Origin of the sequence: Amycolatopsis jiangsuensis, assembly GCF_014204865.1 — a bacterium.
Lineage (GTDB): Bacteria > Actinomycetota > Actinomycetes > Mycobacteriales > Pseudonocardiaceae > Amycolatopsis > Amycolatopsis jiangsuensis.
The window spans coordinates 5,833,918-5,859,720 of the sequence record NZ_JACHMG010000001.1; the positions used below are offsets into that span (position 1 = coordinate 5,833,918).

Annotated in this window: 29 protein-coding genes, 1 tRNA gene and 1 pseudogene; 15 read left to right on the top strand and 16 right to left on the bottom strand. The window is 70.0% G+C overall.

Annotated features, from left to right (window positions below):
• Positions 1 to 26: 26 nt before the first annotated feature.
• The 4 genes from BJY18_RS26415 to BJY18_RS26430 form a co-directional block, all read right to left on the bottom strand.
• Positions 27 to 1,478: an alpha,alpha-trehalose-phosphate synthase (UDP-forming) gene (locus BJY18_RS26415; RefSeq protein ID WP_184782637.1), complete on the bottom strand. Its 1,452-nt coding sequence runs from the start codon at positions 1,476 to 1,478 to the stop codon at positions 27 to 29.
• 82 nt (positions 1,479 to 1,560) lie between these two features.
• Positions 1,561 to 3,066 (bottom strand): threonine/serine exporter family protein, encoded by a 1,506-nt coding sequence (locus tag BJY18_RS26420; RefSeq protein WP_312873966.1) that lies wholly within the window; start codon positions 3,064 to 3,066, stop codon positions 1,561 to 1,563.
• A 171-nt stretch (positions 3,067 to 3,237) separates the two neighbouring features.
• Positions 3,238 to 3,310 (bottom strand) — tRNA-Thr (locus tag BJY18_RS26425).
• Between the two features lie 231 nt (positions 3,311 to 3,541).
• Positions 3,542 to 4,702 (bottom strand): sensor histidine kinase, encoded by a 1,161-nt coding sequence (locus tag BJY18_RS26430; RefSeq protein WP_184782639.1) that lies wholly within the window; start codon positions 4,700 to 4,702, stop codon positions 3,542 to 3,544.
• Positions 4,703 to 4,837: 135 nt separating this feature from the next.
• Here BJY18_RS26430 and BJY18_RS26435 point away from each other — a divergent pair, with 135 nt between their 5' ends.
• Both BJY18_RS26435 and BJY18_RS26440 read left to right on the top strand, forming a co-directional pair.
• The gene (locus tag BJY18_RS26435) at positions 4,838 to 5,506 is read left to right on the top strand and encodes a response regulator (protein ID WP_184782640.1); all 669 of its coding nucleotides are present in this window, start codon (positions 4,838 to 4,840) and stop codon (positions 5,504 to 5,506) included.
• 113 nt (positions 5,507 to 5,619) lie between these two features.
• Positions 5,620 to 6,177, top strand: a complete 558-nt coding sequence (locus BJY18_RS26440; RefSeq protein WP_184782641.1) for a DUF1453 domain-containing protein — start codon at positions 5,620 to 5,622, stop codon at positions 6,175 to 6,177.
• 550 nt (positions 6,178 to 6,727) lie between these two features.
• On the opposite strand, the gene BJY18_RS26445 is transcribed toward BJY18_RS26440, so the two are convergent.
• On the bottom strand, positions 6,728 to 6,934 hold the full coding sequence (locus tag BJY18_RS26445) for a hypothetical protein (RefSeq protein ID WP_184782642.1): 207 nt from the start codon (positions 6,932 to 6,934) through the stop codon (positions 6,728 to 6,730).
• Between the two features lie 173 nt (positions 6,935 to 7,107).
• Here BJY18_RS26445 and BJY18_RS26450 point away from each other — a divergent pair, with 173 nt between their 5' ends.
• Positions 7,108 to 7,662 (top strand): hypothetical protein, encoded by a 555-nt coding sequence (locus BJY18_RS26450; protein ID WP_184782643.1) that lies wholly within the window; start codon positions 7,108 to 7,110, stop codon positions 7,660 to 7,662.
• Between the two features lie 31 nt (positions 7,663 to 7,693).
• On the opposite strand, the gene BJY18_RS26455 is transcribed toward BJY18_RS26450, so the two are convergent.
• Positions 7,694 to 8,518: an acyl-CoA thioesterase gene (locus BJY18_RS26455; RefSeq protein ID WP_184782644.1), complete on the bottom strand. Its 825-nt coding sequence runs from the start codon at positions 8,516 to 8,518 to the stop codon at positions 7,694 to 7,696.
• A 243-nt stretch (positions 8,519 to 8,761) separates the two neighbouring features.
• A complete protein-coding gene (locus tag BJY18_RS26460; protein ID WP_184782645.1) occupies positions 8,762 to 8,971 on the bottom strand; it encodes a hypothetical protein in 210 nt (69 codons plus the stop codon).
• A 191-nt stretch (positions 8,972 to 9,162) separates the two neighbouring features.
• Here BJY18_RS26460 and BJY18_RS26465 point away from each other — a divergent pair, with 191 nt between their 5' ends.
• Positions 9,163 to 9,684 (top strand): RDD family protein, encoded by a 522-nt coding sequence (locus BJY18_RS26465; protein ID WP_184782646.1) that lies wholly within the window; start codon positions 9,163 to 9,165, stop codon positions 9,682 to 9,684.
• Here BJY18_RS26465 and BJY18_RS26470 read toward each other — a convergent pair.
• The 3 genes from BJY18_RS26470 to BJY18_RS26480 all read right to left on the bottom strand — a co-directional run bounded on the left by BJY18_RS26470 (position 9,622) and on the right by BJY18_RS26480 (position 13,290).
• Positions 9,622 to 10,272 (bottom strand): response regulator, encoded by a 651-nt coding sequence (locus BJY18_RS26470; protein WP_184782647.1) that lies wholly within the window; start codon positions 10,270 to 10,272, stop codon positions 9,622 to 9,624. The two genes, BJY18_RS26465 and BJY18_RS26470, sit on opposite strands and share 63 nt — an antisense overlap.
• A gap of 23 nt (positions 10,273 to 10,295) precedes the next feature.
• Positions 10,296 to 11,471, bottom strand: coding sequence for a histidine kinase (locus BJY18_RS26475; protein ID WP_184782648.1), 1,176 nt, complete (start codon positions 11,469 to 11,471; stop codon positions 10,296 to 10,298).
• Positions 11,472 to 12,309: 838 nt separating this feature from the next.
• Positions 12,310 to 13,290 (bottom strand): small ribosomal subunit Rsm22 family protein, encoded by a 981-nt coding sequence (locus BJY18_RS26480; RefSeq protein ID WP_184782649.1) that lies wholly within the window; start codon positions 13,288 to 13,290, stop codon positions 12,310 to 12,312.
• Between the two features lie 153 nt (positions 13,291 to 13,443).
• On the opposite strand from BJY18_RS26480, the gene BJY18_RS26485 reads away from it, so the two are divergent.
• The 3 genes and pseudogenes from BJY18_RS26485 to BJY18_RS26495 all read left to right on the top strand — a co-directional run bounded on the left by BJY18_RS26485 (position 13,444) and on the right by BJY18_RS26495 (position 15,557).
• Positions 13,444 to 13,872, top strand: a complete 429-nt coding sequence (locus BJY18_RS26485; RefSeq protein WP_184782650.1) for a YciI family protein — start codon at positions 13,444 to 13,446, stop codon at positions 13,870 to 13,872.
• Entirely contained in the window at positions 13,869 to 14,225 is a 357-nt protein-coding gene (locus tag BJY18_RS26490) for a YciI family protein (protein ID WP_184782651.1), read from the top strand. The genes BJY18_RS26485 and BJY18_RS26490 overlap by 4 nt, the downstream gene beginning before the upstream one ends.
• 54 nt (positions 14,226 to 14,279) lie before the next feature.
• Positions 14,280 to 15,557 (top strand): annotated as a pseudogene (locus BJY18_RS26495) (RNA polymerase sigma factor).
• Between the two features lie 497 nt (positions 15,558 to 16,054).
• Here BJY18_RS26495 and BJY18_RS26500 read toward each other — a convergent pair.
• Entirely contained in the window at positions 16,055 to 16,831 is a 777-nt protein-coding gene (locus tag BJY18_RS26500; protein ID WP_184782652.1) for an IclR family transcriptional regulator, read from the bottom strand.
• Positions 16,832 to 17,137: 306 nt separating this feature from the next.
• On the opposite strand from BJY18_RS26500, the gene BJY18_RS26505 reads away from it, so the two are divergent.
• The 3 genes from BJY18_RS26505 to BJY18_RS26515 are packed head-to-tail and all read left to right on the top strand — an operon-like array spanning position 17,138 to position 19,469.
• Positions 17,138 to 18,019 carry an SDR family oxidoreductase gene (locus tag BJY18_RS26505; protein ID WP_184782653.1) on the top strand — a complete coding sequence of 294 codons (882 nt, stop codon included), beginning with the start codon at positions 17,138 to 17,140 and terminating at the stop codon, positions 18,017 to 18,019.
• 39 nt (positions 18,020 to 18,058) lie between these two features.
• Positions 18,059 to 18,907 carry an SDR family oxidoreductase gene (locus BJY18_RS26510; protein WP_184782654.1) on the top strand — a complete coding sequence of 283 codons (849 nt, stop codon included), beginning with the start codon at positions 18,059 to 18,061 and terminating at the stop codon, positions 18,905 to 18,907.
• Between the two features lie 19 nt (positions 18,908 to 18,926).
• The gene (locus tag BJY18_RS26515; protein WP_184782655.1) at positions 18,927 to 19,469 is read left to right on the top strand and encodes a chloramphenicol phosphotransferase CPT family protein; all 543 of its coding nucleotides are present in this window, start codon (positions 18,927 to 18,929) and stop codon (positions 19,467 to 19,469) included.
• Here the strand turns inward: BJY18_RS26515 and BJY18_RS26520 are convergent.
• From BJY18_RS26520 to BJY18_RS26530, 3 genes are read right to left on the bottom strand one after another with little or no spacing between them, the layout of a single operon-like run.
• Positions 19,466 to 19,867, bottom strand: coding sequence for a CoA-binding protein (locus BJY18_RS26520; protein ID WP_184782656.1), 402 nt, complete (start codon positions 19,865 to 19,867; stop codon positions 19,466 to 19,468). The two genes, BJY18_RS26515 and BJY18_RS26520, sit on opposite strands and share 4 nt — an antisense overlap.
• A gap of 40 nt (positions 19,868 to 19,907) precedes the next feature.
• Complete coding sequence (locus tag BJY18_RS26525; RefSeq protein ID WP_184782657.1) at positions 19,908 to 20,480, bottom strand: hypothetical protein; 573 nt, start codon at positions 20,478 to 20,480, stop codon at positions 19,908 to 19,910.
• Positions 20,481 to 20,531: 51 nt separating this feature from the next.
• Positions 20,532 to 21,035, bottom strand: coding sequence for a VOC family protein (locus tag BJY18_RS26530; RefSeq protein WP_184782658.1), 504 nt, complete (start codon positions 21,033 to 21,035; stop codon positions 20,532 to 20,534).
• A 159-nt stretch (positions 21,036 to 21,194) separates the two neighbouring features.
• Here BJY18_RS26530 and BJY18_RS26535 point away from each other — a divergent pair, with 159 nt between their 5' ends.
• Together BJY18_RS26535 and BJY18_RS26540 are read left to right on the top strand one after the other, a co-directional pair.
• Positions 21,195 to 21,992 (top strand): 2-keto-4-pentenoate hydratase, encoded by a 798-nt coding sequence (locus BJY18_RS26535; RefSeq protein ID WP_184782659.1) that lies wholly within the window; start codon positions 21,195 to 21,197, stop codon positions 21,990 to 21,992.
• Positions 21,989 to 22,750 carry a 2-keto-4-pentenoate hydratase gene (locus BJY18_RS26540; RefSeq protein ID WP_184782660.1) on the top strand — a complete coding sequence of 254 codons (762 nt, stop codon included), beginning with the start codon at positions 21,989 to 21,991 and terminating at the stop codon, positions 22,748 to 22,750. The genes BJY18_RS26535 and BJY18_RS26540 overlap by 4 nt, the downstream gene beginning before the upstream one ends.
• Here BJY18_RS26540 and BJY18_RS26545 read toward each other — a convergent pair.
• Positions 22,740 to 23,603, bottom strand: coding sequence for an alpha/beta fold hydrolase (locus BJY18_RS26545; protein WP_184782661.1), 864 nt, complete (start codon positions 23,601 to 23,603; stop codon positions 22,740 to 22,742). The genes BJY18_RS26540 and BJY18_RS26545 overlap by 11 nt on opposite strands.
• A gap of 14 nt (positions 23,604 to 23,617) precedes the next feature.
• Positions 23,618 to 24,079 carry a DUF1579 family protein gene (locus BJY18_RS26550; protein ID WP_184782662.1) on the bottom strand — a complete coding sequence of 154 codons (462 nt, stop codon included), beginning with the start codon at positions 24,077 to 24,079 and terminating at the stop codon, positions 23,618 to 23,620.
• 52 nt (positions 24,080 to 24,131) lie between these two features.
• Between BJY18_RS26550 and BJY18_RS26555 the strand changes: the two genes are divergently transcribed.
• The 3 genes from BJY18_RS26555 (at position 24,132) to BJY18_RS26565 (ending at position 25,782) form a co-directional block, all read left to right on the top strand.
• Positions 24,132 to 24,569, top strand: coding sequence for a MarR family winged helix-turn-helix transcriptional regulator (locus BJY18_RS26555; protein ID WP_184782663.1), 438 nt, complete (start codon positions 24,132 to 24,134; stop codon positions 24,567 to 24,569).
• A 56-nt stretch (positions 24,570 to 24,625) separates the two neighbouring features.
• Positions 24,626 to 25,243 carry a TetR/AcrR family transcriptional regulator gene (locus BJY18_RS26560; RefSeq protein WP_184782664.1) on the top strand — a complete coding sequence of 206 codons (618 nt, stop codon included), beginning with the start codon at positions 24,626 to 24,628 and terminating at the stop codon, positions 25,241 to 25,243.
• Between the two features lie 101 nt (positions 25,244 to 25,344).
• Positions 25,345 to 25,782 carry a hypothetical protein gene (locus BJY18_RS26565; RefSeq protein WP_184782665.1) on the top strand — a complete coding sequence of 146 codons (438 nt, stop codon included), beginning with the start codon at positions 25,345 to 25,347 and terminating at the stop codon, positions 25,780 to 25,782.
• Positions 25,783 to 25,803 lie beyond the last annotated feature (21 nt).

Sequence of the window (25,803 nt, forward strand, 5' to 3'; positions counted from 1 at the left end):
GGAGGTCCAGCGCGGTACGGGGAGGGTCAGTCGACCGGCTCCGCACCCAGCGCCTGCAGGAACGAGCGCGCCCACCGGTCGACGTCGTGGGTGAGGACCTGGCGACGCATGGCGCGCATCCTGCGTCGGCCCTCGGCGGGGTCGAGCGTAATGGCAGCCGCCAACGCGTTCTTCACCCCGTCCAGATCGTGTGGGTTGACGAGGAAAGCGCTGGTCAGCTCGGAGGCCGCGCCGGCGAACTCGCTCAGCACGAGTGCCCCGCCCAGATCCGCCCGGCTCGCGACGTACTCCTTGCACACGAGGTTCATCCCGTCGCGCAGCGGAGTCACCACCATGACGTCGGCCGCGGAGAAGAACGCGGCCAGCTCGGTCCGGTTCACCGACTGGTGCAGGTAGTGCACGACCGGATGGCCGACGCGGCCGAACTCGCCGTTGATCCGGCCCACCATCTGCTCGATCTCGCCACGCATCCGCTGGTAGTGCTCGACGCGTTCGCGGCTGGGCGTGGCCAGCTGCACGAAGGTGACGTCCTCGGGCTTCAGCCGTTCCTCGTGCAGCAGTTCGTGCAGGGCCTGCAGGCGCAGGTCGATGCCCTTGGTGTAGTCGAGCCGGTCGACGCCGAGCAGCACCGCCTTCGGGTTGCCCAGCTCGGCGCGGATCTGCTTGGCGCGCTCCACCACGCTCTTCGACCGGGAAAGGGTGTCAAGGCCGGCCGCGTCGATGGAGATCGGGAACGCGCCGACGCGGACCGTGCGGTCGCCCACCTGCACCATGCCCGGCCGTGACCGCACCCCGACCGCGCCGCGGGTGGGCTCCAGGCCGACCAGCTGCCGGGCCAGCCACAGGAAGTTCTGCGCGCCGCCGGGCCGGTGGAAGCCGATCAGGTCGGCGCCGATCAGCCCGCGCACGATCTCCGCGCGCCAGGGCAGCTGCATGAACAGCTCCACCGGCGGGAACGGGATGTGCAGGAAAAACCCGATCCGCAGATCCGGGCGCAGCTCACGCAGCATCGTGGGGACGAGCTGCAGCTGGTAGTCCTGGATCCACACGGTGGCGCCCGGTGCGGCGACCGAGGCACTCGCCTCGGCGAAGCGGCGGTTCACCCGCACGTAGCTGTCCCACCACGAGCGGTCGAACACCGGCGGCGCGACCACGTCGTGGTAGAGCGGCCACAGCGTGGCGTTGGAGAAGCCCTCGTAGTAGTCGCGGACCTCGGCCGAGCTGAGCGACACCGGGTGCAGCACGAGGCCGTCGTCGTCGAACTCGTCCACGTCGACGTCCGGCACGCCGGGCCAGCCGACCCAGGCCCCCTTGCGGGAACGCAGGAACGGTTCCAGCGCGGACACGAGCCCGCCCGGACTCGCCGTCCAGCGGCGCTCGCCCTCGGCGGTGTGCTCGAGGTCGACCGGCAGCCGGTTCGCCACCACGACGAAGTCGGCGGACGGTGTCCTCGTGGTCTCGGCAATCGCGTCAGTCACTCAGCTGCTCCCTCGTCATCGGCGGGTCGCGGCCCCGGTGAAACCCTAGCGCGCGAACCGTGACCGGCCGGTGACCAACTGATTACTCCAAACGCCGTTCGCTCGGTTCCATCGGCCCGGCCATCCGGGGACCGGCGAGTTTGCGTTCGAGCCTGCCGAGCCCGGTGCGCACCGGTTGCGCGAGGTATTCGCCCAGGACAACACCCGCGGCGAGGGCGAGTCCGACGGCGACCGCGGTCATCAGCGTGGAGATGTTGGCGCCCGGCTCGACCCCCAATTGGTATAGACCACGATAGGTGGAGAGGCCGGGCAACAGGGGGGTGATCCCGGACACGGCCACCACGAGCGGGGTCACCCGCAGCCGTCGGGCGAGCACGCCGCCGCAGAACCCGACGAGTGTCGCCGCGATCGCCGACGAGCTCACCTGGTCGAACCTGACCACCATCAGGCCGCCGTACACCAGCGCCCCGATCGCGCCGGCCGCGGCGGCGACGAGCATCGATCGCACCGTCGAGTACGACGCGATCGCGAAGCAGGCGGCCGCGCCCGCCCCGGCGACGACCACGATCGGCAGATCCTGCAGCGTCGAGGCGGTGACATCCGGCAACGGCCTGCTCGGCAGTTTCAGCAGGACGGCGAGCCGCAGGGCGAGCACGACTCCCGCGATCAGGCCCGCACTCATCAGCGCCACTTCCATGGTGCGCCCGGCGGCGGTCACGTTGTACCCGGTGATCGCGTCCTGCACCGCGGACACCGTGGAAAGCCCGGACAACAGCACCGTCACCGCGGCGGCGACCACCAGCGTCGGCTGGTTGGTGGTCAGGATGTCGCTGCTGACCACCGCCATCGCGGTCAGCGTGGCGAACAGGCCACCGACCACCTGCTGGAAGAAGAACGGCAGGTGGTAGCGGTTGAGCAGCCGTCCGATCCGGTCGATCAGCGACGAGATGACGAACGCGACCAGCGCGATGTCGAGGCCGCCGCCGAGCAGCAGGGTGATGAACCCGGCCAGCCCGCCCCAGGCGATCGTGGCGACCCACCGCGGGTACGGGTGCGGTGCGGAGGTGATGCGGTCCAGTTCGGTGTGTGCTTCCTCGGCGCCGACGTGCCCGCGCACGATCTTGCGCACCAGGATTTCCGCCTGGGTGAGGCGCGTGTAGTCGAGGCTGCGCGAGCGGACCACACGCAACGCGGTGACCGGCGCGAGGTCGGTACCGCGGTGGCAGGTGACGGTGATCGACGTGAAGATCACGTCGACCTCACAGTGCGGCAGCCCGAGCGCGGCGGTGAGCGCGAGGATCGTGGCGGTGACGTCGGACGCCCCGGCGCCACTCGCCATCTGGACCTCGCCGATGCGCAGGGCGAGGTCCAGCACGAAGTTGACCGTCGCGTCGTCCGGCGGCTTCGGGCCGAGGGTTTCCCCGGTCTCCACCGCGGGCTGTTCGGCCGTCGGCGCCTCGAGGATGTGCCATGCCCGGCGGCGCAGCAGATTGGGCCGGTCCCGCTGGCTGGAGCGCGGATGCGGAGGCTCGAGGATCGGCCACCTTCTGCGCGCGTTGCCCTGGCCGGCACGTTCGTTGATCTTCACGATCGATCCCCACCTCCTCATCGTTCCCGGGGACCATCGGCCGTCCCGGCCCGGCCGTTGCAGTGGCGTGTGCCACACCTGCCGACGATCGTGCCGTACGCCGGACGCCGGCGCCGCTCATGGTGCCTGAGCTGGGTGTTTGCCCGCAGGAAGGGGGCAGGGGGAGAGGGGAGCCGGCAAGGGGACTCGAACCCCTGACCTACTGCTTACAAGGCAGTTGCTCTACCAACTGAGCTATGCCGGCGACGCCTGGAACAGGCGGGTCCGAGTATATCGGCGGCCACGCCGGTGCGGCTGGTCGGGCGGGTACCCGGCGGTGACCGTCCGGGTCGCCGTGGTCCACGTCCGGGTGCTGCCCCGGGTCGGTGTGGCTCGCGTCGGATCCGCCCGGGTCGTCGTGGCTCGCCGGGAAGTGCCCGGTCCGTCCGGGTCGCTGTGGCTCGCCGGGGAGTGCCCGGTTCGAGTGGTCGACCCTTCAGCCGGGTATCCGTGCTTCGACTGCCCAGCCGCCGTCCTCGGTCGGGCCCGTCCGGACGGTGCCGCCGAGGACTGCGATGCGTTCGCGCATCGCGGTCAGGCCGAGGCCGGTCCCGCCGCCGACGTCGGGCGGGCCGACGCCGGTCGCTGCCGTGTTCGTGACAGTCAGCTGTACGGCGTCGGTCGGGTAGTCCAGTTCGATTCGACGGGTCGAGCCGGGCGAGTGCTTCGCCGCGTTGGTCAGTGCTTCCTGGGTGGCGCGCAGCAGCGCGTGGCTCACGTCCGGCGTGGTCGGCCGCGCTTCGCCGGTGCAGGTGAAGGAGACAGATTCCTTTTCCGCCAACGTTTTCAGTGCTTCGGAAAGAGTCCGGCTGTCGTCGCGCAATGCGTGCACTGCTTCGCGCATTTGCGTCACGCTGTCCACCGCGATGGCTCGCGCGCGCAGCACGGCGGTGTTCGCTTCGTCGCTTCGGCCCTTCGTGGCGAGGGCGTCGGCGAGGTCGAGTTGCATGGCGATACCCGTCAGCGAATGGCCGAGGACGTCGTGCAATTCGCGGGCGATCCGGTTCCGTTCGAGCAGCGCGGCCTCCCGCGCTTCGGAGGCGGCTGCGCGCTGGGCTTCGACCGCTGCGCGTTCGGCGTTGACCAGTGCGGCCGCCCGGTCCTGGCGGGACATTCCGATGTAGGCCGGAAACGCCACAGTGAAGCCGAGCCACCACGGCCACCCGCCGCTGCCCGGCGACACCCACCCGACGATCAGCAAGGCGAGCACGGCTGCACACGCGTTCGCCCCGGCGATCACGGCCGCGGCGCGACGCGAGGCCAGCTTCGCGCCGGCGCTCGCGGACGCCACGAAAGCGAACGCCGGCGCGAGAGTCGACAGGGCGAGCGGAAGCAGGGCCGCCGCGGAAACGCCGTAACCCGCGAGAAGCGCGATCTGGCCACCCGGCGCGATCCGTGACCACGGGACGAAAGTGGACAACGCGAGAACCGCGGTGAGGACGAAAAGCGTGATCGCGAGCGGACGGAAGAGGATCTGGTCACCGCTCAGTTCGAACGACGTGACCACGATCGCCACCGCGGCCAGCAGCGGTGGCAGCATCGTGTCGGGAAGCAGTTCGGACCTCAGCGCGGGGGTTCTGCCGGCCGGTCCGGCCATCGCTGCCTCCCTGTGTGCTCGCGTGGAAAAGGGGTACCGGGCCGAGACTAGCCCAGCCGTACCGACTCCTTTGTGGACTCGCGCCGGCCGGAACGGGCAGACTGCGCACGGGCGGACGAGCTGGGAGGTGCCGGAATGAGTGTGTCGGTCGTGGTCGTGGACGATCAGGCGGTGGTGCGGGAGGCGCTGGCCGTGATGCTCGATCTGGCCGAGGACATCACGGTGCCCGCCACCGCGACCAACGGGGAGGAAGCGGTGGCCGCGGTCGCCGAGCACACCCCGGACGTGGTGCTGATGGATCTGCACATGCCGGTTCTGGACGGGGTGGCCGCGACCGCCCGGATCGCCGAGCTGGCACCGGGAACCCAGGTCGTGGTGCTGACCACGTTCGACGACGACGAATCGATACTGGCCGCGCTGCAGGCCGGCGCGGTGGGTTATCTGACGAAGGAGGCCGACCGGGCACGGATCGAACAGGCCGTGCGCAGCGCGGGGTCCGGGCAGACCGTGCTGGCACCGGAGGTACAGCGGCGGCTGGTGGCGCTGGCGAGCAGGCAGGCGCGCCCGGCACGGGCGCAGGAGTTCGGCTTCACCGCGCGGGAGAAGGAAATCCTCGGCCTGATCGGTGACGGTTTGCGGAATCCGGAGATCGCCGCGCACCTGGTGATCAGTGAGGCGACCGTCAAGACGCACATCAACAACCTGTTTGCGAAAGCCGGTTTCCACTCGCGTGCCGAGGCGGTGCGCTACGCGCTCAACGCCGCGCCACCGGACCCGGGCAACGGTGGCTACCGGCGAAGCTGATCCCGTCCGGGTGGAGATTTCTCCACCCGGGGATACGGTACCCGCCGCACGACGAAACCCGTGGTCCAGCCGTACTTTTCCGGAACAGACCGGTGAAGGACGGGGAGCGAGCGATGAGTGGACCACTGGAAGCCGTAGTGATCGTGGCGGCGATCGGGTATCTGTTGCTGCGGCGGCTGGCCGGGCAACCGGCCCAGGTGAAGCAGATGCTGGTGTTGCCGGGCGTGTTGACGCTGATCGGGTTGAGCGACGTGAAGAACGTGCTGCATTCCCCGGTGGCGCTGGGATTCCTCGTGGTGACCGCACTGCTGAGCGCGGGCATCGGCGCCCTGCGCGGCGCGACCATCCGCCTGTTCGACCGCGACGGCGTCGTGTACATGCGCTACACGGCACTGACGGTGGTTCTGCTGGTGGTCAACGTGGCGGTGAAGTTCGGCGCGAACCTCCTGCTGGGCGCGATCGACCCTGGCCAGGTGGCCGTGCTGGGCAACACCCTGATGCTGACGCTGGGACTGAGCATGCTGCTGGAAGGCGCGGTCACCATGGCCAAAGCACTCCGCAGCGGACACCGGATCCTGTGGGACAAGAACCGCGACGGAACCACCCGAACCGCCCCGTGGGTCGACGATCTGCAACGCCGCATGGCCACCACTCGCAACCACCGCCGCTGAACCCCAGCACGGGCGACTCCGGGCGGCCCCCGGGTCGGCGTCCTCGGCTGCCAGCGCGCTCCAGTCCCAGCAGGCAAGTCGCGCTGCGTGAGGTGCGGAGCTGTCAAGTTTCCGGTGCTTGAGCCGCAGAGTTGTGGGTCGTCGGTGGTTGGATTGCCCAGCTGTGACTCGGCGGTGTTTGGACTGCCGAGCTGTGGGTTGTTGGTGTTTGGACTGCCCAGCTGTGAATCGTCAGTGTCGAACTGCCCAGCTGTGAGTCAGTCCCAGGGGCTCCGAGCCGTCAAGCCATCAGCGCACGAGCCGCCACTGCCCCTGAATCCCGCACTCCCCGAGCCCCCAGACCGCTACCTCCGGGACACGCGGAATTGGCTACCCAACCCCCAACCCCCCGAACCCCCAAAGCCCCCGAGTAAGTCTTCAGCGCCCCGGCATCCCCAGATGCCCGGCGCCACACCCCAGTACCGAATCTCCCCGGCAGGTTCTCCCTCCCCGAAAGGCCGCGCCGCCATAGCCGTTGCTCAGCCGGGCTCGTCTTGGCCGGTGCGGTGGTTCAGGAGGCCAGCCGGACGCGGCGGTCGCGGGCGTAGGAGACCAGTTCGCGCACTTCGTCGGTGGTGACGATGCGGACGGCGTCGTCCAGGACTTCGGCGGTGGCCACCTGCAGGGGCCACGAACGCAGGCCGGGGGCGGGCTCGTGCAGGAACCACTGGCCCTGCGTGAGGTCCTCGGCGGCGATGGTGAGCTCGTCGATCTTCATACCCGAAGCGTAACCGGGACCACCGACAGAAAATCGCCCTCTCGTCGATCCGCGGCCGGTGTGGCGATGACCCGGTGGGCGAGGGTGGCTTTTGCGTGCCCGGACGGGCTGTCCTAGGCTGCGCCGGTCACCGCCGCACACCCGGGTCGTCCCGGGAGAAGAGGAACGGCGCGATGCCCCTGCGTGACCCTGAGTCCTACCGCGACGTCGATCTGCCGACGATCCTGCGGATGGAACGGCGGCTGCCCTGGTACGGCTGGCCGCACCTGCCGCTCGGCCTGCTCGTGTGCGTCTCGGCGATCCTGGCCGCCTATCGCGTGCCGGTGTCCTTCCACCTCACCACGGCACTGGTCGCCGGCAGCGGCGTCGTCGGCGGGTTCTCCGGTTACGGCTGCGGTCTCGTGATGGTGAGCACACCCGATCTGGTGCAAACCGGCTACCTGCACTGGCGACGGACCCGGATGCTGCGCCTGCTGCTGATCGTGCTGGGTGCGCTCTCGGCCGCGTCGATGATCGTGGTCGTGACCTGCCACATCGTGCTGCTGTCGGGTTCGGAGGGACGGCACCCGTTCACGCTGTCCCCGCAGGCCGGGCTGTACCTGCTGCTCGTGGTGGCGAACACGGTGCTGGCCGGGCTCGAGGCGTGGCAGCTGTCGATGGTGCTGCGCAGGCCGGTCACCGAAACCGGACCCGAGCCGGCCGGACCGGTCCAGGTCCGGCTCGGCTGAGTAGTCCACAGCGGACGGACACAAAGGACACTCAGCGGCGGCGCATCAGCACTTCCTGGGTGACCGAGGCGGCCAGCCGTCCGTCGGTGGTGTAGAACTCGCCGTGCGTCAGCCCCCGGGTGCCCGCGTAGCTCGGGCTTTCCATGTCGAACAGCAGCCATTCGTCGGCGCGGAACGAACGGTGGAACCACACCGCGTGGTCGAGTGAGGTGATCTGCGGGATTCCCGGTTCGTCGCGGTGCGGCAGCCAGGCCGTGCCCGCCAGCCGGATGTCGGAGATGTAGGTCAGCGCGCACACGTGCGCCAACGGGGTGTCCGGCAGTGCTTCCTTCGCTCGTACCCACATGCGCTGCCGCGGGCCCCGGCCGTTGTCCGGCAATCCGGTTCCCGGATCGCTGACGAAGCGCACCTCGATGGCCGACAGCATGATCGGCGACTCGTCCTGCTCGCCGGCGGACGCTTCGTCCGGCGGCGGGGCCTCGGGCATCCGGGCCTGGTGCTCGCTGCTGTCGGCTTCGAGCTGGAACGACGCGGACAGGCTGAAGATGCTTTCGCCGTTCTGGATCGCCACGACTCGACGGGTGGTGAACGAACCCCCGTCACGGGTGCGTTCGACCTCGTAGATGATCGGCGTGTCGGTGCGCCCGCCGCGGATGAAATAGCCGTGCAGCGAGTGCACGTGCCGCTCGGAGGGCACCGTCGAGCCGGCGGCGGTGAGTGCCTGCGCAGCCACCTGGCCACCGAACGCGCGCTGCGGGGAGCCCTGGTGACACCAGCCGCGGAACAGGTTGAGCTCGAGAGGTTCCAGTTTCAGCAGCTGACTGAGGCCGAGGTGCGTGGGGTCGATGGTGGTCACCCGGCCAGTTTAGGCACTCGCTCGCCCGGCTCGCGGGTGAGCAGGGCCACGACCGCGGCAGCCGGTTTCCTGGCACAAGATCCGCTCCGGTCGACGCGGTGCCGGACGCGGCGTCGTCGCCTGGCCTCGTCATCGAAGTGTCCGATGTGGACCACCATCGGCGAGGTCCGCATTGCGGACGGGCCTCGCCGGTAGCGGTCCGCCACGGTGTCACGAGCTTGCCGATTCGCCGTGACCGACGTTTCAGTCTTCGTGGCCTACGATGATCAGCTTGGCGATCCCGGTGCCCAGGAACACGACCGTGGCGACTCCGTCGAGGACGTAGCGGGTGATCGCGGCGCGGTCCACCGGGGCCGAGTCGAAACCCAGCTGCACGAGCAGCAGAGCCAGCAGCAGCACGCCGACAATCACGTAGAGCCAGGCGAAGCCGCGGTTTCGGGGCAGCCAGTGCATTGTCTTGTCCTTCCGTCGGAACTGCTGATGACGTCCTGTGTCGTTTTCGGTACGGCACCGAGTCTCGCGGTTTCGAACGGGACAGCGATCGGCCCGGAGTACGAAGTCGTCCCGGTGGCTCGGTCGCGAGTACGAGATCGAGTCGCGGCCCCGGCGGGCGACGTGGCGGGACGGGCGCGATGATGGTGGACATGCCACCGTTGCGGTCCCGCTGGCGGAACGGGCTCGGTCTCGCCGGCCGTCGCCTGGTTCAGGCGGCTTTCGACTTGGCGATCGTCACGGTGCCGGCGGTGGTACTGATGGTGCTGGTGGTGCTCGTGTTCCGGCCGTCCGGGCTGATCGCGCTGATCGACTTCCTGCGGATCGCGGCCATCGTGGTTCTCACGGTCTCCACGCTGGGGTTCTGGCTGCTGACCACCTGGTGGGCGTACCGGCACGAAGGGCAGACGCCGGGCATGCGCCTGCTCCGGCTGCGGATCGTGGCCGAGGACGGGACGACACCGGGAATGTGGGTGCTCGTCGTGCGCCAGTTGCTGATGGTGGTGGACGGGTTCGCCTGGGGGCTGGTCGGGCTGGTGCTGATCTTCGGCACGCCGCGGCACCAGCGTCTCGGAGATCTGGTCACGCGCACGCACGTGGTGCGGGCGAATTCACGGCACGAGACCGGTCTCCCAAGCCCAGATGGCGATTTCCGTGCGGTTGCGCGCCCGTAGTTTCCGCTGCGCCGCCGCGAGGTGCGTCTTCACCGTGGACAGGGACACCACGAGTGAGTCGCAGATCTCGGCGTTGGTCTGACCGTTCGCGACCGCCCGGACCACGTCGAGTTCCCGTTGCGTGAACGGGGTTTCCGGATCGTCCCTGGACCGCGGCGCGGTCTCGGCGAAGTGGGCGAGCAACCGGGTGGTGATGGCGGGCGAGACGAGCGATTCGCCGTGCGCGGCGGCGTGCACCGCTTCGATGAGCAGGGTCGCGCCGGCGTCCTTCAGCAGGAAGCCACACGCTCCGGCGCGCAGCGCGGCGTGCACGTTCTCGTCGAGCCCGAAGGTGGTCACCATGACCACGTGCAGCGGGTTCGCGACCTCGGGACCGGCCAGCAGCCTCGTCGCCTGCAGGCCGTCGACGCCGGGCATCTGGATGTCCATCAGGACGACGTCCGGACGCAGTTCGCGGGCCAGCCGCACCGCGTCCTGGCCGTCCGCGGCCTCGCCGACGACCTCGATGTCCGGTTCGCCCTCCAGGATGAGCCGGAATCCGGTGCGGACCATCGTCTGGTCGTCGGCGATCAGCACTCGTACCGGCACTCGTTCCCTCCCTGACCCGTGGTTCAGCCGGATCGCAGCGGCAGCCGGGCGGACACCCGCCAGCGCTGCCCGTCCGCGGGGCCCGCGGAAACCGTACCGCCGACGGCGGCGACCCGTTCGGCCATGCCGACCAGGCCGTAGCCGCCCGGGCGAGCGGGACGTACGGAACCGTCGTTGACGACTTCCACCTGCAGATACCGCTGGTCGTGGTGCACCAGGACGCGCACCTCCTTCGCCTGCGGCGCGTGCCTGCGAACGTTTGTGAGGGCCTCGGTGATCAGGCGGTGCACGGTGATCACCACCTCGGGGGTGACGTCCAGCTCGCCGAGGTTCCCGGGCGCGTCGAGGGTGACGGTGCCGTCGTCGGGCACGGCTCGGTCCACCGCCGCGGCGAGCCCGTCCGGAAGGCTGAACAGGTCCTCGTTGTGGGTGCCCGCGGTGCGGAGAGTGCCGACCAGCCGTCGCATCGACGCGAGCGCTTCCGCGCCGGTGGCTTCGATCTCGACCAGCGTGGCCGTGTCGCCGCCGGTGCGTTCGGCGATCCGGTGCGCCGCCTGGACCCGCACGACGATGCCGGTGATCTGGTGCGCGACCAGATCGTGCAGCTCGCGGGCGAGGCGGAGGCGTTCGGTGGTGCGGACCTCGGCCGCGCGGGCACCCGCCCGGGCGTCGGCGTCGCGCAGCAACAGCCCGACCGCGAGCGCGGCACCCCAGGCGAGCGCGCCCACGGCGGAGAACAACGCCTGCGGTGAGCCGACGCCGTAACGCACCACCGGCGCGGCGGCGACGGCGATCCCGCCCACCGCGGCCAGCGCGAACGCCGGCCGCAGCCGCAGGTGGTGGCACGCCGACCCGACCACCAGCGCGACCGCGAGCACCTCGGTGCCGCTGGGTTGCGCCGGCAGCCGCTGCCCGAGCAGCGCGACGACCGCGGCGATCGCGGTACCCAGCAACGACAGCCCGGACACCACCGCGGCCATCAGGCCGATCCGCTCCGGGAACCGCCGCCGCAACACGGCCAGCAGGGCGACGACCGGCCCCAGCCCCGGCGCGAATTCGGTGACGACCACGGCGAGCCAGCCCACCGCCGGCCCGGACCGCTGGAACAGCACGGCATCCAGCACCGCCAACGCGACAAGCGCGACGATTTCGGCGACGGACGGACCACGCCGCCCCACCCACGGGATCGAACGGTTCATGCGGCTCCGAGGTCGGTCATGCCCTCGATCGTCCCGTGCGAAGCCGCTGCCCGCCTCCTGCCGGCGGTCGAACCGCCTCGGCCTTGCGACCGAGGCGACAGCCCCGGCGCCGCGCCCGGCTTCGTGCGTCGGGACGAGCGGCGGTGGGTGCGGCGGTGCGGTCGACGGTGGATGCGGCGGTGAGGCGGTGGTGAACGTGAGGTGAGCGGGCCAGGTCGCTGGCCGGGCGCGCGGATGGAGGCGCGGGCGAAGGTGTCGCAGCGAAGATTGGTTCGCCGGCCTGGCAGTGAAGGCGCGCGGGTGGAGGTGCGCGGGTGGAGGTGGGCGGTCGAGCTGGGAGGGGTGAAGGTTGGTTGGGCGGCCCGGCAGTGAAGGCGCGCGGGTCAAGACGGATGAAGGTGCGGGAGCGAAGGGGTGGCGGGCGGTCTGCTGTAGGCACGACTGGATTGCGCGCCGGCGGTGGAAGTCGTGGCGGCGGTCGGCCCTGTGGCGGCGTCGGGTGGTGGTTGTGGGAGACCGGGGCCGAGCTGGTGTTGTGGGCGGCCGTGGGGTGAGGTCGGTGGGCATCGCCTGGTGGGGCTGGCGCCGGCGGGCATCGCCTGGTGGGGGTCGGGTCGGTGGGTGTCGTCTGGTGGGGGTCGGGTCGGTGGGTGTCGTCTGGTGGGGGTCGGGTCGGTGGGTGTCGCCTGGTGAGGCTGCGCCGGTGGGCATCGCCTGGTGGGGCTGGCGCCGGCGGGCATCGCCTGGTGGGGGTCGGGTCGGTGGGTGTCGCCTGGTGAGGCTGGCGCCGGTGGGCATCGCCTGGGGGGTCGGGTTGTGGGTGGGACCGTCGTGAGGGTTAGTCCGTGGTCCAGGCGTCGCCCCATTCGGCGGATCTGGCTGCTCGGTAACGGGCGCCTTGGCGTTTCGACACGACGGTTGCGGGGGCCAGGCCGTCGGGGGTGCAGAGGTCCAGGTGCACGAAACCCTTGTGCTTGCGGGGGTGGCGGATGATCCGGGCTGGTGGCCGGTCGGCCGGTGTCGTGGTCGCGGCGACGTAGGCGAACTTCTCGTCTTCGAAGCCGAGCGTGCTCGACTTGATCCTGCGGTGGAGGCTGCTGCGGGGCAGCCGCGCGGCGAAGTGGCACCAATCCTCGCCAGGGCTGATCGGACAGGTGCCGTCGTGCGGACAGGGGGCGACGATGGGCCGGTCCAGTGCGCGCAGAACGTCCCTGGCGGCGCGGATGCGGGCGAATCCGGCGGGCGTGCCGGGCTCCACGAGCACGACTGTGCCGGCTTGCGCGGCGAGCCAGCGGACCACGTCGGCGCGACCTGGTTCGGGCAGTTCGCCGAGCACGTAGGACATCGTGACGAGGTCGGCCTGGGGGCCAGGCCCGGTGGGGTCGGCCAGGCCACGCTGCCAAATCGCGGAGCGGATTGCCGGTGCCTCGGCGTGTGCGGCCAGCTTGCGGCCCAGCGTGAGGGCACCCGCGACCTGCTCCACCACCGTGCACTTCTCCAGCGACGGCCATACGCCGGCAGCCGCCCACACCGCGGCACCGGTACCGCCGCCGACGTCGACCTGGGTGCGTGGCGCGAGTTCGGGAGCTGCCGCGGCCACCTCGGCCAGTACTGCCGAGACCGCCGCGTATGTGGCCGGCATCCGGTACCCGGCGTACGCGGCGACGTCGAGCTCCGACGCCAGGATCGGTGACGTCGCGGAGTCTCCTTGTCGATAACGCTTGCTGAGCCGGTCGACCGCCTGCGTGAGCCGGGCTTCGGGAAACCGGGCGAGCTCGTCGTCGAGTGCGATGCGGAGATCGTCGGGAAGAGGGGCCACGGACACCGATTATCCCCTGTCCGATTCATCCGCCTCGACCCCGCCGGCCTGCTAGTTTCGCCTCGGGGAAAAAACCTCGGCCGCCGGGTCGATCCGGCGCCCGCTCGTTCGACGCAGTGATGAAGGCACACCACGAGCGAAAGGTTCAGGCGGATGCGATTCATGGTGATCATGAAAGCCAGCGAAGAGAGCGAAGCGGGCCAGGTGCCGAGCACCGAATTGCTGGCGGAGATGGGCAAGTTCAACGAGGACCTGGTCCGGGCCGGGGTGATGCTCGCGGGGGAGGGCCTGCAGCCCAGCTCCCAGGGCGCGCGGGTCCGGTTCGGGGGCACCGCCGAACCGGCCGTGCTCGACGGTCCGTTCGCCGAGACCAAGGAACTGATCGCCGGCTTCTGGATCCTGCAGGTCCGCTCCCTCGAGGAGGCGGTGGAATGGGTCAAGCGGACCCCGAACACCGACGGTGCGCACCACGAGATCGAGATCCGGCGCATTTCCGAAGCGGAGGACTTCGGCGACAACTTCACTCCGGAACTGCAGGAAGCCGAGGAGAAACTGCGGAAGGCAGCGGAGAAGAACGGATGAGGTTCATGGTGCTCGTGAAGGCCGGCGCGGAATCGGAAGCGGGTACGCCGCCGAGTCCGGAGCTGGTCGAGCAGATGGACCTCTTCAACGAGCAGCTGGCCGCCTCCGGGCATCTGGTGCGGACCGCAGGGCTCACTCCCAGCTCCGAGGGCGCCCGGCTGGTGTGGTCCGCCGGGCAACCGGAACCGGCGGTGGTGGACGGTCCGTTCGCCGAGACGAAGGAACTGGTCGCCGGGGTCTGGATCCTGGAGGGAAGCTCGGTCGCGGAGATCGTCGAGCTGATGCGCCGGGCGCCGAACCCGCAGTTGCGGGCAGGCACGGTCGAGATCCGCCCGATGGTCGGCTCGCTCTGAGTCGTCGCCCGCCCGAGGGTTGCCTCGGGCGGGCCCGGCCTGTGTGATGGGCCGGTGAACACGCACAGCGCCGTGGAGGCGGTCTGGCGGATCGAGTCGGCGCGCGTGATCGCCGGACTCGCCAGGTTGGTGCGCGACGTCGGGCTCGCCGAGGAGCTGGCGCAGGACGCGCTGGTCGCCGCGCTCGAACAGTGGCCGGAGACCGGCGTGCCACGCAATCCGGGTGCCTGGCTGACGACCACCGCGAAACGGCGGGCCGTCGACCTGTTCCGGCGCAACGAGACGCTGGGCCGCAAGCTCGGCGAGCTGGGACGGGAACAGGCGCAGCTCGGCGAAGGCGTGCTGCCGGATTTCGACGCGGTGCTCGACGACGAGCACATCGAGGACGATCTGCTGCGGCTCGTGTTCACCGCCTGTCATCCCGTGCTGCCGATGCAAGGGCGGGTGGCGCTGACCTTGCGGATGCTCGGCGGCCTCGCCACCGACGAGATCGCGCGCGCGTTCCTGGTCAAGGAATCCACTGTGGCCCAACGGATCGTGCGGGCCAAGAAGGCGCTCGCCGACGCGCAGGTACCGTTCGAAGTCCCGGTGGGCGAGGAGCGGATGGCGCGGCTGCCCGCCGTGCTGGAAGTGATCTACCTGATCTTCAACGAGGGCTATTCCGCCACTCGCGGCGACGACTGGATGCGCCCCGCGCTCTGTGAGGACGCGCTGCGGCTGGGCCGGGTGCTGGCCGGGCTGATGCCCACCGAACCGGAAGTGCACGGACTCGTCGCGTTGCTGGAGATCCAGGCTTCCCGCGCGGCCGCGCGCACCGGGCCGAACGGCGAACCGGTGCTGCTGCTCGACCAGGACCGCGGCAAGTGGGACCGGCTGCTGATCCGGCGCGGTCTCGACGCGCTGGCTCGCGCCGAACAGCTCGCCGGCGGTGCGTACGGCCCGTACTCCGCACAGGCCGCGATCGCCGCCTGCCACGCCCGCGCGGTCACACCGGAAGACACCGACTGGACCCGGATCTCCTTGCTGTACGAGGGACTCGCATGACTGACGCCGTCGCCGGTGATCGACCTGAACCGGGCGGTCGCGGTCTGCATGGCTTCCGGGCCGGAAGCGGGACTGGCGCTGGTGGACGAACTCGTGGACAACCCGGCTTTGAAGAACTACCACCTGCTGCCGAGCGTGCGCGGCGATTTCCTGGACAAGCTGGGCCGCCGTGCGGAGGCACGCGCGGAGTTCGAACGCGCCGCGGAGATGACCGAAAACGCCAGGGAACGGACGTTGTTGCTGGGCCGCGCGTCTTCGTGTGCGCAGCAGGAGGCTGGGCCGAGGTAGCGGCCCGGAGCCGGTCGCGGTTCCGCCGACCGAGGCGGCGCGATCGACGCTATCGGTGCGGGCGGCGCGATTGGTGTAGGTGGCGCGGTCGATGTGGGCGGCGCAATCGGTGCGATAAGTGCGCCCGGTGCGGGTGACGCGATCGGTGCGCGTGACGTGATCGGTGTGAATGGTGCGTGCTGTGGTCGGCATGGCGTCAAGAGTCGCCGACCGCACCGACAAAAACGCGCGGAAACGGTCGCCGCAAGCGGGTTGTCCACAACGCCGATCGAGTGGGGACAACCGATGCGAACCCCCAATCGACCGGCGACGGCGTAGCCGGACGTTGGCCCGAACGAGTGCAGCCGAATCTTCCCCCACCCGACCCGAGCCGACCCGACCCGGCCCGCCACTCGAGCCGACCCGGCCCGCCACTCGACCCGACCTGGCCCGACCCGACCTGCCACCCGGTCCTGATCCAGGTCCCACGTCAGCCCCGTCGCCGCCGGCGCGACAGGTCAACGACTCCGCACGTATCCCAGCCGTCGCGACAGCGCGGCCGCGGTGCCGGCGACTGTCGGGCCGAGTTCGTCAGCGCGGCGCAGGACCCGGGGAGCCGGGCCGGCGACGCTGATCGCCGCGATCGGTCGTCCGGAGTGATCGCGCACGGCCGCCGCGACGCAGCCGACGTCGGGCTCGTTCTCGACATCGTCGACCGCCCAGCCGCGCCGGCTGGCACGGGCGAGGTCGTCGAGCAGCCGCACCGGATCGTTGATGGTCTTGAGCGTGAGACTGTCGAGCTTCATCCGCCGTACGCGCTCCGCGCGGTCCACCTCCGGCAGCGCGGCGAGCCATGCCTTCCCCAACGACGTCGCGTGCTGCGGCCGGCGCGTACCCAGCCGGCAGGCGAGCGTCACGGCGGTGCCGCTGCGTTCGCTGGCGACGTAAACCATGGTGTCGTTGTCCGGTACGGCGAGATACGTCGTTTCGCCGGAACGCTCAGCCAACGCCGAGAGGTAGCGCGGCGCGCACCGGTGCAGATCGGTGGCCGCCATCGCGCGGGCACCGAGCTCCACGAGACGCGTGCCGAGCCGCACGCGCCCGGTGACGCTGTCCGCCTCCAAGTACTCCAGGCGTTTCAGAGTGCCGACGATGCGGTATGCGGCGCTGCGTGACAGGCCCAGCTGCCGCGCGATCGCGTTGGTGGAGATTTCCTGGTACTGCCCGACGTGCTCCAACACCGCGAGCCCACGCTCCAAGGTGCCACTCTGGTCCAGTCCACGTGCTTCGTCCACGTCAACCTCCGCGTGTTCCCAGTCGCCGGTACGGGGTGCCGTCAAGCGGTGCCGGACGGTAACACCTCGGATGTATAACCGGAACGTCCCCGCCTGATCCGTAATATCTCCGCTCCGGAGGGGCGCCAGTGGGTTCAACCTCCGATCAGTAGGACAGCTAACAAACTACCGCAGAGACCCGTCCCGACGCAGTACGCGCGCTCCCCGGCCTACTCGCCGCAGGATTCAGTCCTTCGTGATGACACCAGGTGTCGTCGTTCTGGTAGAGTGACGGGACCAGAGTCTCATCACCTGCAGGAGAGTTTCATGCGCGTCTTCGTCACCGGTGGTACCGGCGTGGTCGGTTCCGCCGTCGTCGCCGAGTTGCTCGGCAACGGTCACACCGTTCTCGCTCTCGCCCGCTCGGACGCTTCGGCTCAAGCCGCCGAGGCAGCGGGCGCCGAGCCGCTTCGGGGATCCCTCGCCGATCCGGACGTCCTTCGTGTCGGCGCTGCCCAGTCCGACGGCGTCATCCATCTGGCGTTCTCCAACGACTTCAGCAGTACGGAAGCGCTCGCGCAGTCGGTCACCGAGGAAGCTGCCGCCATCGAGACCCTCGGTGAGGCGCTTGTCGGCAGCGGTCGTCCCTTCGTCACCGTCTCGGGCACGCCGCACGCGTCGGGGCGTGCCTCGACCGAGGCCGACGCTTTGCCTGCCGAAGGGCCGGTCGGTGGTCGCAGCCGTGCGGTCACGGCGGCTGTGGAGATGGCCTCGCGTGGGGTCCGTAGCTCGGCGGTGCGCCTGCCGCGCACGGTGCACAACGAGGGCGCGGGCGGATTCGCCGGAATGCTGACCAATATTGCGCGCCAGAGTGGGGTGTCCGGTTACCCGGGTGACGGCACGCAGCGCTGGCCGGCGGTGCACGCACTCGACGCGGCGGTGCTCTTCCGGCTCGCCTTGGAGAAGGCCGAAGCCGGCACCTACTGGCACGCGGTGAACGACGAGGGCGACCCGGTGCGGGACATCGCCGCGGTCATCGGCCGCCGGCTGGGCGTGCCGGTCGAGCCGGTGCCCGAGCAGACCTACGGTCCGCTCGGCGCGATCTTCGCGACCGACCAGCCCTCGTCCAGCGCCCACACCCGGAAGGTGCTCGGCTGGGAGCCCACGCACCCGCGTCTGCTGGCGGACCTGGAGAAGATCCAGCCCTGACGGGCGGTCGGCGTTCCCGGTCGAGAAAGGTTTTCCGCCATGGTGGCAGTGGTTTTCGGCGCTCGCGGCAACGTGGGCCGGCACGTCACCGACGGCCTGCTGGCCGCCGGTGAGCAGGTCAGAGCAGTCAGCAGGGATCCGTCCGCGGACCTGCCTGCCGGTGCGAAGGCAGTCGTCGCCGACCTGGAGCGGCCGGAAACCCTGCCGACCGTGTTCGATGGCGCCGACAAGGCCTTCTTCTACGGGATCGTCGACTTCCAGAAGCCTTACGACATCGGGAAAGTCGTCGCGGCGGCCGTGGACGCGGGGGTGCGGCGGGTAGCTCTGCTTTCCTCGGTCTCGGTTCTCGACCCGGATGACGACGGCCCGGTGCCCCGCGCGAATCGCAGGATCGAGGAGGCCATCCAGCGGTCCGGTGTGGACTGGACGTTCGTCAGGCCGGGGACGTTCGCGACCAACACCCGCCTCTGGTGGGCAGAACCGATCCGCACCGCCGGCGTCGTCGGCCTTCCCTATCCGCTGGCGGAATCGGCGCCAGTGCACGAGAAGGACATCGCGGCGCTGGCGGTGACCGCCCTGACCGAACCGGGCCACTCGCACCAGGCCTACACCCTTCACGGGGCCGAATCGCTGACGTTGCGGCGGCAGGTCGAGCACCTCGGGGAGGCGATCGGGCGCCGGATCGAGGTGGAGCACGTGACCGCGGAGCAGGCTCGCGCGGAGATGAGTCGGACGACGCCCCCGTTCGTCGCCGAAGCGATCGTGAACCAATGGGCGGCCGGCGACGGGATTCCGGCCTTGACCTCCGCGATCGTCGGCAAGATCACCGGCGCGCCGGCGCACACGTACGCGCAGTGGGCTGCCGATCACGCCGACGATTTCCGCTGAGCAGGTGTAGGGTGGGTGCTTGAATGGTCACATCGTTTTCTTGAACGGCGCGTCCAGCTCGGGGAAGGTGAGCATCGCCCGCGAGCTGCTGGACACGCTCCCGACGCCGTACTTCTCTTTCGCGCGCGATGCGGTCAACAGCATGCGCTCACGCACGCGCACGGCGGAGCTGCCCGAATCGGAGTTCCCCGCGGTGCTGGACCGCACCGTTCGCGGCTACCATCGGATGCTGGCCGGTCTCGCGGCGGCGGGCAACGATGTCATCGCAGACCACGTCCTCCGTCCACAGTGGCTTCTCGACTGCCTCGCGGTGCTTCGGCCGTACGAGGTCACCTTCGTGGGAGTTCGCTGCCCGCTACCGGAACTGCGTCGTCGTGAAGAACGGCGCGGCGACCGCGATCCCGGGCTGGCCGAACGGCAGTTCCCGGTCGTTGACCAGCACGGCGACTACGACTTCGAATGTGACACGTCCGAGCGGACGCCCCGGGAATGTGCGGAGGCGATCACGGCTTTCGTGTCCACATCGGACCGGAGCGGCGCCTTCGCTCGGTTGCGTGGCTAGCTTTTCGAGATCCCCGCGATCGCGCGAACCACTGCGGTGCAGCGGTCTTCCACGTACTCCAGTCCGGCTTCCACGGCGATGCGACGGGCTTCCGCGGACACGATTCCTTGTTGCAGCCACAGTGCTTTCGCACCGATCGCGACCGCCGACCTGGCGACCGCGGGGGTTTCGCCGGACGGGCGGAAGACGTCGACCAGATCCACCGGCTCGGGAATGTCCTCGAGCTTCCGGTACACCTTCTCGCCAAGGAGCTCCGTCGCCGACGGGTGCACCGGGATGATGCGGAAACCGTGTGCCTGCAACGCGGCCGGGACGCTGTGTGCTGCCTTCGCCGGGTCACGGCTGAGGCCCACCACCGCGATGGTGCGGGCGCCGGCGAGGACTTCTTCGGGCTTCATACCTCTGGAACGCTCGCGTCGCGCCGGGGATTCCGCACCGTCACAGCCGCCACAGACGAAGCCCTCGGACGCGGTAGACCGGCCACACCACCTGCCACCACGATCGGCGAAGGAAGGCATCGCTGCAGGTCAGAATGTTGCGAGCGGACGTTGTGGCTACCTCGTGCCGGTCCGGCCAGGCCGCGCCGCGAACGCCGACCGACAGGCGGAAAACCGTGAGCAACCCGCGTCCCTGCAGGTCGTAGCGGGCTCCGGTGTCGCCGGCGTCCGGGGTGAGGCGGGCGATCTCGGCGCGGAACGCGCGCGGCGCTTCGGAACCGGCCCCGGCCGGCACGTCGGCCACGCTGCCGGCGATCACCGCGCCGTGCAGCCGCCGCGCGAACCTGCCCAGCAGCCGGCGTTCCCACCACGGCAACACGCGGCGGTGCATGAGCAGCGCCGCGCATTCACCGTGTCCGAGGGAGAACACCTCGGCGAGATCGTCGTACCGGCTCATTTCGGCCGGCTCTTCGAGATGCAACCGGACCTCGAAACGCACGCGCGCGACGAGTTCGTCGAGCACCTCACGCCGGTCGAGCCGTGCCTTCGCCCGCGATGCCGCCCAGTCGCCCATGGCTCTCCCTCTGGTCGGGGGTCTCCCCGCGCACGGTAGCCGCCTGCGGGCTCAGCCGATTTTCGAGCCGTACATCTCGCCGAGATCGTCGGAGATCAGCTCGATACGGGCACCGTCCGGATCGGTGAAGTAGATCGACGTGCCACTTTCCAGCTGGTACTGCACGCCGGCGCGGTCGAGCCGTTCGCGGGCGCCCGCCCACTGGTCCGGGGTGAGGGACAGGGCGAGGTGGTGCAGCCCGCCGAGCACCTCCGCGTACGGGCCGAGGTCGAGACCCGGCAGGTCGAAGAAGGCGACGGCATTGCCGTTGCCCACGTCGAAGAAGAAGTGGCTGGAGCCGGGGTAGTCGCGGTTCTCGATCAGTTCGGTGAGCGGGAAACCGAGCACGTCCTGGTAGAAGGCGATCGTCCGCTCGACGTCACCGGACAGCAGCGCGGTGTGGTGGATGCCGCGGCCCACGGTCGCCGGCCGGTTCGCCGCCGGGCGCAGGTGCGCGTCCCGCAGCCGGTCGCGGGCCTCGGCGAGCTGGGCGACTTCGGTCTCGGTGGGTGCCATCGTCGGTCACGTCCTCTCTGGAAACCGGTACGACGAAACCGTACGCGGTAAATATCTTGCGCGCAAGAATTCCTCGGATGAGGTAACTTGGCGTACCGCTCAGCGGAACGGCCGGGTTGGCGTGGAGCGGATTAGGGCGGCAGAGTCCGTGGTGTGCCCATGGACGCCACCGAGCTGCAGGACGCCGTCGCGCGGTTGACCCGTGCGTACCAGCGTCGCGAGCCCATCGACCCACTCGTGAAGACGTTCCCCGACGCGACTCCGGAAGACGCCTACCGCGTGCAGCAGGATCAGGTGCGTGCGTGGGTCGAGGCCGGCGACGCGGTGCGCGGCCACAAGGTCGGTCTCGCCTCCGCCGCGATGCAGCGGCAGATGGGCGTCGACCAGCCGGACTACGGACATCTGACCGGTTCGATGTTCCACCTCGAACACCAGCCGATCCCGACCACGCGGTTCCTGCAGCCGCGGATCGAGCCGGAGATCGCGTTCGTGCTCGGTTCGGCGTTGCGCGGGCCGGGGGTGACCGTGGCCGACGCGGTGCGCGCGGTGGATTTCGTGTTGCCCTCGCTGGAAATCGTGGACTCCCGCATCCGCGACTGGCGCATCACGTTGTTCGACACGATCTCGGACAACGCCTCGTCCGGCGGAGTGGTGCTCGGCAGCAGCCCGACCGCGCTGGGTGCGGTCGATCTGCGGTTGGCCGGCGCCACCCTGCACGTCAACGGTGAACTCGTGGCCACCGGCGCGGGTGGCGCGGTGCTGGGTTCGCCGATCAACGCACTCGTGTGGCTGGCCAACACGGTCGGCCCACTCGGGGTGACGCTGGAACCCGGGCACGTCGTGCTGCCCGGTTCGATGACCGCCGCGCAGCCGGTACGTCCCGGCGACACCGTGGTGGCGACCATGGCCGGGCTCGGCAGCGTGACCGCGGTCTTCGCCCCGCAGGAGGAGAAGTGACCACCGGAATCCGTGCCGCGGCACAGGAATTGCTCGACGCGAAGCAGGAACGCGCGCAGCTCACCGAATCGTGGTCCGAGCTCGATCTCGCCACGGCCTACGCGATCCAGGACGAGGCGCTGCGGTTGCGAAAGGAGCGCGGCGAGACGCTCGTCGGCGTGAAACTCGGTCTGACGTCGCGGGCCAAGCAGCAGCGGATGGGTGTCGACGCACCGCTTCTGGCCTGGCTCACCGACGGGATGGTGCTTCCGGCCGGAGCGCCGATGCCGAAGCTGATCCATCCGCGTGCCGAACCGGAAATCGTGTTCGTGATGGGCGAACGGCTCACCGGGCCCGGGGTCACCGCGGCCACCGCGCTCGCCGCGGTGTCCCAGGTGTACGGCGGGATCGAAATCATCGACAGCCGCTACCGCGACTACCGCTTCACGCTGCCCGACGTCGTCGCGGACAACGGTTCGGCCGCGCGGTTCGGCGTCGGCCCGGTCGGCCTTCCGCCGTCCTCTTTGGACCTTTCACTGGAAGCCGCGCTGCTCGAGGTGGACGGGCAGATCGTGGACACCGCCACCGGTGCCGCGGTGCAGGGACATCCGGCCGAGGCGCTGGCGCTCGCCGCGAACACGCTGTCCGAACGGGGCCTCGCCCTGGAACCGGGCTGGGTCGTGCTCACCGGTGGGATGACCGACGCCGTCGAACTCCGTCCGGGGGCACGCGTGGCAGCGCATTTCTCGCACCTGGGTTCGGTGACGGTCAGCGGCTGAGGCCCGCGACCCGGCGGATCCCGGCGATCACCCGCGGCCACACCTCCGGCGGGAGGTCGTGGCCCATCCCGGGGACCACGTCGAGGTCGGCTCGCAGTGCCCTGGCCGTCGCCCGCCCGCCGGAGACGTGCACCAGCCGGTCGCGCGCACCGTGGATCACCAGTGAAGGCACCGAAATCCGGCGCAACCCAGCGGTGCGGTCGGGTGCGGAAAGGATTGCGCCGAGCTGCCGCAGCACCCCGCCGGGGTTCACCCCGCGGTCGTAGGTGCGCTCCGCGCGCTGCCGCAGGCGACCCTCGTCGAACGGATAGCCGGGCGACCCGATCAGCCGGAACGTGCCGAGCGACTGTGTCACGTACTCCTCACGGTTTCGCGGTCCGCGCGCGAGCATCGAGACCGCTGCGCGGAAACTCGGCAGGCCCACGAACCGCGAGCCGGTGGTCGACATGATCGAGGTGAGCGAACGCACCCGTCGCGGGTACCGGATCGCCAGCTCCTGCGCGATCATCCCGCCCATCGACGCGCCGACCACGTGTGCCCGCTCGATGCCCAGCCCGGTGAGCAGCGCGGCGGCGTCCTCGGCCAGGTCGCCGATCGAGTAGGGCGCGGACCGCAGCAGGTACGCCCGCGCCAGGCCGGACCGGCCGGACAGCCACGAGGACCGCCCGACGTCGCGGTTGTCGAACCGCACCACCCGGAATCCGGCGGCAGCCAGCTCGGTACAGAACTCGTCGTCCCACCAGATCATCGGCGCGGCCAGGCCCATCACCAGCAGTAGTGGTGGATCCCCGGGATCGCCGAACGTCTCATGGCACAGGGTGACGCCGTTCGCCTCGATCTTCTGCTCGGTCACGGTTCCGGAGTCTTTCAGCACCTCGTGTAGCGCGCACGCAGGAAGGGGCGGAACTCCAGGTCGTCACCGAGCCGGAGGTCGATCTCGTGGGTCAGCACGGCACCGTCGGTGGCCAGCCGGTGCTGCGCGACGCCGCGGTCAGTGTGCTTCTCCAGGTGCAGCGCGCCTTCGCGCCAGCCGCCGCGAGCGGGCGCGACCGGTGGAAACCCGTAGCTGTCGAAGCCGTACCAGAGCGTGTTCCCGGTGGCCGGATCGACGGTGAAGACGTTGTGGCCGTGGAACTGCGTGCCGTCTTCACGGGTCTGCTCGTAGTCCTGCACGACCGCGAAACCCGCCAGAGCGCAGCGATAGATGCAGGTGGCAGTGGCCCTCGACGCGGGTGCCCACGGTGTCTCGGCCAGCTCCTCGGTGCCGGACCACTCGCCGGCGAAGGCGGTGAGCGCTTCGTGCGCCCGGCCGCGGGTGGGCAGATCCATCGGGCTCCCTCGCATTTCGACAGGCGCCTGTCGAAATGCGAGACTAGCACGCATGGCCGATCGGACGCCCCGCGCGCACCAGTTCACCGAGCTGGTCAACGAGCTTTTCGTGGCCAATGGCGCGCTCCTGGTCGCCGGTGACGCGCTGGCTGGACCGGTCGGGCTGACCGCAGCGCAATGGCAGGTCGTGGGCTTCCTGAAGAACGGTCCGGCCACGGTCGCGGAGCTGGCCCGCCGTCGGGGACTTCGTCGTCAGAGCGTGCAGGAGACGGTGAATCGACTGCTGTGTAACGGAATGCTCAGTCGAGTGGCCAACCCGGACGACGGTCGTGCTCCGCTGCTGCACCTCACCGACCAGGCTCGCGCCGCTGTGCGCACGCTGAGCGCGCGGCAGGTCGAGTGGGCTGAGGCGGTGGCCGGAGGCTTGCCGCCCCAGGACGTCGCCACGACTCTCCGCACGCTACGGGCGATGCGGGCCATGCTCGACTGAAATCACAAATAATCGACGTGACGTCAAAAATACTTGACGTGTGATAAAACCGGGCCATGGGCGAAGAACGACGAGGGAGCCGGCGCCGGGCGCCGACCAAGGGAGACCTGCGTGAGCGCGCGATTCTCGATGCCGCCGAGCAGCAGCTGGACTCCGAAGGCTCGGAGGGCATGACCGTGGCGACCATCGCACAGGCCGCCGGGATCACCCGGGCCGCGCTCTACTTCTACTTCGGGTCCAAGAACGAGGTCGTCGCCGCACTGGTCGAGCGGACGGTGACGACGTTGCGCGCGGAGATCGGCGCGGCGGACGTGGCCGGAGCTGCCGCTGCCGGCGATGCTGTGCGGCAGGGACTCGCACAGACTGCCCGGCTGTGGCGCGAGCACGGCACCGTGATGCGCACCGCCGTGGAGCTGTCCCCGACGGTTCCGGCGATCGACGCGGCCTGGCGCTCGGCCGTTCTCGCGCTCGTCGACACTTTCCGCGCAGTCGCCGAGCGCGCCGGTGTTCCCGCCGGAACCGGACCTCGTGACGCCGCGGCGGTCGTGGCCGCTCTGGTGTGGATGACCGAACGGAGCTTCTACCAAGCCATCGTCACCGGCGGCGAGCTGGACGAGGCGGCGGCGACCTTGTCTCACGTATGGCTGGCGGCGCTCGGGATCACCGCGGACTGACCGAGGCGCATCTCTCGCGGACGGTGCCACGTCTTGCCCGGGCCGGATGCTGCGCGGTACCGTCGCTAGAGCGATCTATCAAATCGGCAAGGGGGCCTGTGATGGACCTGCTTCGCGAGAAAGGGTTCACGCCGCTGCGCGTGATCCTGGCGTTTTCGGTACTCAGCACCGCTTTCCACTACTGGCACATGGTCGTGCGACCGCGGGACTACCCGCCGATCAACGGTGTACCCGAGGTCGCCGGGCAGATCGCGATCGGCGCGGGCTGGGTGGTCTTCACCGTCGTCGCCATCCTCGGCTATCGCGCTTACCTGCGGGAACGCTATCGGCGGGCGCTCACGCTGCTGCTGGTGCACTCGCTGTCCGGGGTGGCCACGGCGGGGCACTTCCTCGTCGGTATCCCGTGGTTGCCGCAGGTCTGGCTGATCCCGCTCGTCGGGGACGTCGTGGCCGCGGTGCTGGTGTGGTCGTTCGTGGTGTGGGCGTGGTCGGTGCTCAACCGGGTGAGTGCGCGCGACCAAATCTCTACACAACATTGACGCTCGTCTCGCTCATGTAGA

Coding starts and splice junctions, on each gene's coding strand:
- BJY18_RS26430 (WP_184782639.1), bottom strand. CDS start 4,702: ATGGCCGGACCGGCCGGCAGAACCCCCGCGCTGAGGTCCGAACTGCTT.
- BJY18_RS26435 (WP_184782640.1), top strand. CDS start 4,838: ATGAGTGTGTCGGTCGTGGTCGTGGACGATCAGGCGGTGGTGCGGGAG.
- BJY18_RS26440 (WP_184782641.1), top strand. CDS start 5,620: ATGAGTGGACCACTGGAAGCCGTAGTGATCGTGGCGGCGATCGGGTAT.
- BJY18_RS26445 (WP_184782642.1), bottom strand. CDS start 6,934: ATGAAGATCGACGAGCTCACCATCGCCGCCGAGGACCTCACGCAGGGC.
- BJY18_RS26450 (WP_184782643.1), top strand. CDS start 7,108: ATGCCCCTGCGTGACCCTGAGTCCTACCGCGACGTCGATCTGCCGACG.
- BJY18_RS26460 (WP_184782645.1), bottom strand. CDS start 8,971: ATGCACTGGCTGCCCCGAAACCGCGGCTTCGCCTGGCTCTACGTGATT.
- BJY18_RS26465 (WP_184782646.1), top strand. CDS start 9,163: ATGCCACCGTTGCGGTCCCGCTGGCGGAACGGGCTCGGTCTCGCCGGC.
- BJY18_RS26475 (WP_184782648.1), bottom strand. CDS start 11,471: ATGAACCGTTCGATCCCGTGGGTGGGGCGGCGTGGTCCGTCCGTCGCC.
- BJY18_RS26485 (WP_184782650.1), top strand. CDS start 13,444: ATGCGATTCATGGTGATCATGAAAGCCAGCGAAGAGAGCGAAGCGGGC.
- BJY18_RS26490 (WP_184782651.1), top strand. CDS start 13,869: ATGAGGTTCATGGTGCTCGTGAAGGCCGGCGCGGAATCGGAAGCGGGT.
- BJY18_RS26505 (WP_184782653.1), top strand. CDS start 17,138: ATGCGCGTCTTCGTCACCGGTGGTACCGGCGTGGTCGGTTCCGCCGTC.
- BJY18_RS26510 (WP_184782654.1), top strand. CDS start 18,059: ATGGTGGCAGTGGTTTTCGGCGCTCGCGGCAACGTGGGCCGGCACGTC.
- BJY18_RS26520 (WP_184782656.1), bottom strand. CDS start 19,867: ATGAAGCCCGAAGAAGTCCTCGCCGGCGCCCGCACCATCGCGGTGGTG.
- BJY18_RS26525 (WP_184782657.1), bottom strand. CDS start 20,480: ATGGGCGACTGGGCGGCATCGCGGGCGAAGGCACGGCTCGACCGGCGT.
- BJY18_RS26530 (WP_184782658.1), bottom strand. CDS start 21,035: ATGGCACCCACCGAGACCGAAGTCGCCCAGCTCGCCGAGGCCCGCGAC.
- BJY18_RS26535 (WP_184782659.1), top strand. CDS start 21,195: ATGGACGCCACCGAGCTGCAGGACGCCGTCGCGCGGTTGACCCGTGCG.
- BJY18_RS26550 (WP_184782662.1), bottom strand. CDS start 24,079: ATGGATCTGCCCACCCGCGGCCGGGCGCACGAAGCGCTCACCGCCTTC.
- BJY18_RS26555 (WP_184782663.1), top strand. CDS start 24,132: ATGGCCGATCGGACGCCCCGCGCGCACCAGTTCACCGAGCTGGTCAAC.
- BJY18_RS26560 (WP_184782664.1), top strand. CDS start 24,626: ATGGGCGAAGAACGACGAGGGAGCCGGCGCCGGGCGCCGACCAAGGGA.
- BJY18_RS26565 (WP_184782665.1), top strand. CDS start 25,345: ATGGACCTGCTTCGCGAGAAAGGGTTCACGCCGCTGCGCGTGATCCTG.